Origin of the sequence: Nguyenibacter vanlangensis (assembly GCF_013376155.1) — a bacterium.
Lineage (GTDB): Bacteria > Pseudomonadota > Alphaproteobacteria > Acetobacterales > Acetobacteraceae > Gluconacetobacter > Gluconacetobacter vanlangensis.
Map to the genome: position 1 here is coordinate 1 of NZ_JABXXP010000180.1, position 5,069 is coordinate 5,069.

Annotated in this window: 6 protein-coding genes and 1 pseudogene; all 7 read right to left on the reverse strand. The window is 46.5% G+C overall.

The window, feature by feature from the left end; translation table 11 throughout:
- Positions 1-1,268 (reverse strand): hypothetical protein (locus HUK84_RS10030; protein WP_176640166.1); only part of this gene is annotated, 1,268 nt, incomplete at its 3' end.
- Between the two features lie 17 nt (positions 1,269-1,285).
- Entirely contained in the window at positions 1,286-1,786 is a 501-nt protein-coding gene (locus HUK84_RS10035) for a hypothetical protein (protein ID WP_176640167.1), read from the reverse strand.
- Between the two features lie 523 nt (positions 1,787-2,309).
- A complete protein-coding gene (locus tag HUK84_RS10040) occupies positions 2,310-2,546 on the reverse strand; it encodes a hypothetical protein (protein ID WP_176640168.1) in 237 nt (78 codons plus the stop codon).
- Between the two features lie 125 nt (positions 2,547-2,671).
- Positions 2,672-3,169 (reverse strand): hypothetical protein, encoded by a 498-nt coding sequence (locus HUK84_RS10045; RefSeq protein ID WP_176640169.1) that lies wholly within the window; start codon positions 3,167-3,169, stop codon positions 2,672-2,674.
- Positions 3,170-3,271: 102 nt separating this feature from the next.
- A pseudogene (locus HUK84_RS10050) lies at positions 3,272-4,092 on the reverse strand (IS5 family transposase).
- A gap of 153 nt (positions 4,093-4,245) precedes the next feature.
- Positions 4,246-4,788: a hypothetical protein gene (locus HUK84_RS10055; RefSeq protein ID WP_176640170.1), complete on the reverse strand. Its 543-nt coding sequence runs from the start codon at positions 4,786-4,788 to the stop codon at positions 4,246-4,248.
- Positions 4,789-4,848: 60 nt separating this feature from the next.
- The coding region (locus HUK84_RS22840; RefSeq protein ID WP_218064307.1) for a hypothetical protein at positions 4,849-5,069 on the reverse strand (221 nt) is incomplete at its 5' end.

Consider the following 5,069-nt stretch of genomic DNA (forward strand, 5'->3'; position numbering starts at 1 on the left):
GCCCCGGCGGCATCGTTACCGCCATGGATGTTGTCGTAGCTGCCGTTGGTGCCGTTGACTTCCAGCGCCTCGTCCGGACCGGTGTAGATCGTGTTTCCACCGCCCGTGACCGTCAGCACATCGGCGTTGTTTTCGGTGATGGTACCGTTCGAGATGCCGACCTGTAATACCCTGCTGGATGCTTCGTTGACAGAATTTCCGGCACCGATTACCGTTAGCACTTGCACATTCGCTGAATCGTCGGATATTTTATTGTTATTTCCATACAAATCAATATACGCATAATTTCCTGAACTTATGTCACCGCCATTTTGATAGGCTTGCAGAAAATTCTGTGTGCTTCCATCAGGATACGTTACGATACCGGTCTGATAGGCAATCCCAGATGAATTTTGACTCCCAAACGTGATTTGTATGTTTACAGTTTGTCCCGTGCTTGCGTTTATTGCGGAAAGAATATAACCGCTAACATTGCCCAATGCATCAGAGGTAATAGTAGAAAGTTCAATCGATTCCAAATTTAACCCAGCCGGAACAGGCGAACAGAGAGTGGCCCCCGGTGTCCCGCCCAGACCCGTCGCCCATGTGCTCTGAAATTTTTCCAGATATGTTTGTGTCCCGTTGTTCCCATCAAGATTCATTGATGGTGTAAGATTCTTATATATACTCACCAAGGCGGGCAGCGCATTGGCTTCCGTTGACGCAGCCAATGCCGTGTCGACAATCTGTTGAACTTGATCCAGGTTGTACCCAGGAAGAAGCACGCCAGTAAGATACAGTCCATTGCTTTGTTGATAAATTTCATTTTGTGCTATAATTTCATTATATAATGCCTTACCCTCTGAATTCAAACCAAATGCGACAAATAATTGTCCGTCGAGTGGGTTATTGAGGTCAAAATTTGTCGGGATCGTCTGAAGCTCCTGCAGATCAGAGAAATGTCCCAACTCATGCGCCAGCGCCCCGACCACCTGTTCAGCAAGGCTAAGTGTTCGTGAAGTCGCGTCAATCACCTTCGGTGGCAAGGCCTCCATATCGACAGTAAATTGGTCAGGGTTAATGTTAATTACAAAGCTATTTTTTGTTGCACGGTAAGTTACACCAACACCGGAAGACTGTAATTCACCGTCGGCGGTAGCGAATGATTCTAGCTGATCCATCAACGTGGGACTGAATTGAATAATGGTTGCCATTTCGGCTTTCGTCGCATCATCAAAACCGGTGAGCCCAGAAAGCAGCATATTTAAGGCAGAGTTGCTAATTGACATTTTAACACTCGTTCATACTAAAGATATTTCTGAATAAAAATCATATTTGATATAAAATTATTCCTCCTTTCGTAGGAGCTTTCTAAAATAAAGCTGCGACCAGGAAATATTTTTCCAAGATCCCACTCGACAGAGTCAGTCGGGTTTACCATTCCGACATGCTCTGCCCCTGGCGATACGTTTAGGATCGTTGTTATTTCCTGCGGAGTTAATGAGAAGTAATCAGGTTTTATGGCAATTGAGAGAGAGGCTCGTTGCAGCGGGGTGGACGGAGTCTTTCCGTAGACCCGTATAGACGTAGCCTGTAACGGGTAAAGACCCATGTCAGTTGGCTGCCCGCTGCACCTTTCAGCATGGAACCCTTCGCCAGCCCCGCTGCGCATGGAAGTCTTGTATTCAAAATGATTGGAAAATGTGACATGCAGGATTTTTGCAATGAATTCAAGATCCGACATGTCCCCGTGATCTGCAATCGCCTTAATCTTAGCAATCAAATCCGATTTCTCAATGTTTTCCATCGACTTATTCCTCGTTTATCTGCGATCATCATCGCGATGCATAGAACCAATTTAGCGAATATACTAGTCGATAGAAAGCCTTCTCACCACCCCCAATTCCCCATTCTAAATTGGATCAAATTTACAAGACCGGAGACGTTGGCAAGAAATCCTTCAAGAATATCGAAGCTTGAACCAGAAGCATCGTCTCTTATCTAATTTAACAATTACCTTTCTCCCACGCCATACCGAGAACTGGCGCGATGATCACATTGTTATTCACATCCAAATAGGCGGCACCAAAAGTCCCTGTCCGGAGACAACGCAATCCCTTAGCTAAGCGTATCAATCGTAAGTTGTCCGGCAAAATGAAGAGTAACCGGTGAAATCTCGTGCGACCCCGCTTCTGTCATGGCTCGCTCCTCCCCATTTGCAACAGATCCAAGATGCCGCCCCCGAGAGATGCCGTTGCTACGCGGCCGCGAAGCGATCCTGCGCCCCCCCCCTCGCTCATCTTTTTCTTCCAGCATCTTGAACAGCGCGGCTAAGCGGGGATAAAAGGTAGCTGATGATGCGCCAGCGCCCCGACCACCTGTTCAGCAAGACTAAGTGTTCGCGGATTTGTATCAGTTACATCCGGCGGAAGGGATTCTATTTCAAGTGAAAATTGGTTTGGATTAATGTTTATAACGTATTTTTCATTATTTGCTTGATAGAATACTCCGGGCGCAGAAGATTGAAAGATTCCGTTGACATCTGCGAACTTCCCCAGCTCATCCATCAACGTAGAACTGAATTGTAAGATCGTATGTATCTCCAATAATGTTTCGTTATCGAATCAACTTAGACCAGAAAGCAGCGCATTTAAGTAAAAATCACTAATGGACATTTCTATTACCTACAATTTTATAGAAAATCTTGAGTAAAGAATAGAGTTGTTACCACATTGGTATTTCGTAAATATGAACAATGTAAATAAAATTCATAAACATGCGAGAGGGGATTAAATTTCCACTCGATAGTATCTATAGGATTTACCATACCAACACTTATTTCTCCGGTAGGGTCATTTAGAGAATCGATCAAATCCTGTGCAGTTAGAGAAAAAACCGAAGAGTCCGGGGAAATTACAAGAGATGCTTGTTTGAGTGGAGTCGTTTTAATTTTACCATAGATTCGACTATATCTAACATATATCGAATAACGCTTCGCTTCTATTGCTTTACCGATGAACCTTTCGCAATATAGCTTCTCGGCTCCACGGCGCATGGTAGCCGTAGATTCTATTGGATCTGAGAATGTAACATTTAATGCTTCCGCAATGAATTCAAGATCCGACATGTCCCTATGATCTGCGATCGCCTCAATCCCAGCAATCAAATCCGACTTGTCAACATTTTTCACCGACTTATTCCTAATCTATTTGTGGTCATTATCGCAATGCATAGAACCAGTTTAGCGAGTACACTAGTCGATAGAAAGTTTTCTCAGAGCCCTTTTGGAAATTCAAGGATGAGCGTTTCGACGTAGCATGATGCCACCTAAGGCGATGTGGATTATGGCTTCTGCGACGTCGATCCGCTGTTCGTAGTCCTTTACAAGGCGACGCCAGCGGATCATCCGGCCAAATGTTCGTTCAACCACCCATCGACGCGGGAGAACTTCGAACCCTTTTGCCGTATCTGACCGCCGGATGATCTCAACCGCGAAATCGAGAAAGGCAGCCTTATCCATCAATTGCAAGCGATCATAGGCCCTGTGAACAGATACTTCACCCACGGCCAGCGTTTACGGATGGCATCAAGGATCATCTGGCCGCCTGCACTGTCTGAAATATCGGCAGAAGTGAGCTTGACCAGAAGCAGCCGGCCATCCGTATCAACTGAGGTGTGACGCTTGCGACCGATAATCTTCTTGCCTGCGTCATAACCCCAGACTTCCGCATGGGGCGCCTTGATGCTTTGGCTGTCGATGGCACTGCCTGAGGGATTGGCCTCGCGACCTGCCTGCTCCCGGTCGAGCATAACTTCAACGTCATGGATGGTCTGAAACAGAAAACGGCGCATCAGCCTGCGGAACCACCAGTAAACCGTCTGCCATGGACCAAAATGAACCGGCAGCATCTCCCACCCGCAGCCTGAACGAACAAGATAACGCAGCGCATTGATGATCTCACGGAAATCCGTTGTCCGCTTCCGGCCACGCTGGTGCGCAGGCGGCATCAGCGGCAATATACGATCCCATTCCTTATCGGTCAGGTCAGACGGATAGCGTTTCGTCTTGCGCGTGATCCCAGCCATCCGCCCTCGCTGCTCTGGCGTCCACATTCTAGCTTGAATCACGCCTCGCACCTCTCGAAAACCCGTCATATCGAATTTCCAAAAGGGCACTCACTACCCGCAATTCCCCATTCTAAATTGGGCTAGGCGGCCAAGAATTCCCACTGCATCATCAACTGGTTAGTTTAGAATGCCGTGCATTTAAGTCAAGGTTTCTAATCGACATTTTAACACTCGTTCATAAGAAATATATTTTTGAACAAAAATCACATTTGATATAAAATTATTCTCTCTCCGATAAAAACTTTTTAAAACAAAATCGCGACCCGGAAACATTTCTCCAAGATCCCATTTTACAGAGTTAATCGGGTTTACCATTCCGACATGCTCAGCCCCTGGCGATACGTTTAGGATCGTTGTTACTTCCTGTGGGGTTAATGAGAAGTAATCAGATTTTATCACAATTGAGAGGGAGGCTCGTTGCAGCGGGGTGGACGGAGTCTTTCCGTAGACCCGTATAGACGTAGCCTGTAACGGGTAGAGACCCATGTCAGTTGGCTGCCCGCTGCACCTTTCAGCATGGAACCCTTCGCCAGCCCCGCTGCGCATGGAAGTCTTGTATTCAAAATGATTGGAAAATGTGACATGCAGGATTTTTGCAATGAATTCAAGATCCGACATGTCCCCGTGATCTGCAATCGCCTTAATCTTAGCAATCAAATCCGATTTCTCAATGTTTTCCATCGACTTATTCCTCGTTTATCTGCGATCATCATCGAATATACTAGTCGATAGAAAGCCTTCTCACCACCCGCAATTCCCCATTCTAAATTGGATCAAATTTACAAGACCGGAGACGTTGGCAAGAAATCCTTCAAGAATATCGAAGCTTGAACCAGAAGCATCGTATCTTAGTAAGCATCCGGCGAGAGACGCGGGCGTGTTCATGCGACGTTGGTATGATGGGGCTGTGTTGAGGCTTTCCAGTTCCAGGGGAGGAGTTCGTGCAGGCGTGAGACCGGCTG

Coding starts and splice junctions, on each gene's coding strand:
- HUK84_RS10040 (WP_176640168.1), bottom strand. CDS start 2,546: ATGGATGAGCTGGGGAAGTTCGCAGATGTCAACGGAATCTTTCAATCT.
- HUK84_RS10055 (WP_176640170.1), bottom strand. CDS start 4,788: ATGGAAAACATTGAGAAATCGGATTTGATTGCTAAGATTAAGGCGATT.
- HUK84_RS10035 (WP_176640167.1), bottom strand. CDS start 1,786: ATGGAAAACATTGAGAAATCGGATTTGATTGCTAAGATTAAGGCGATT.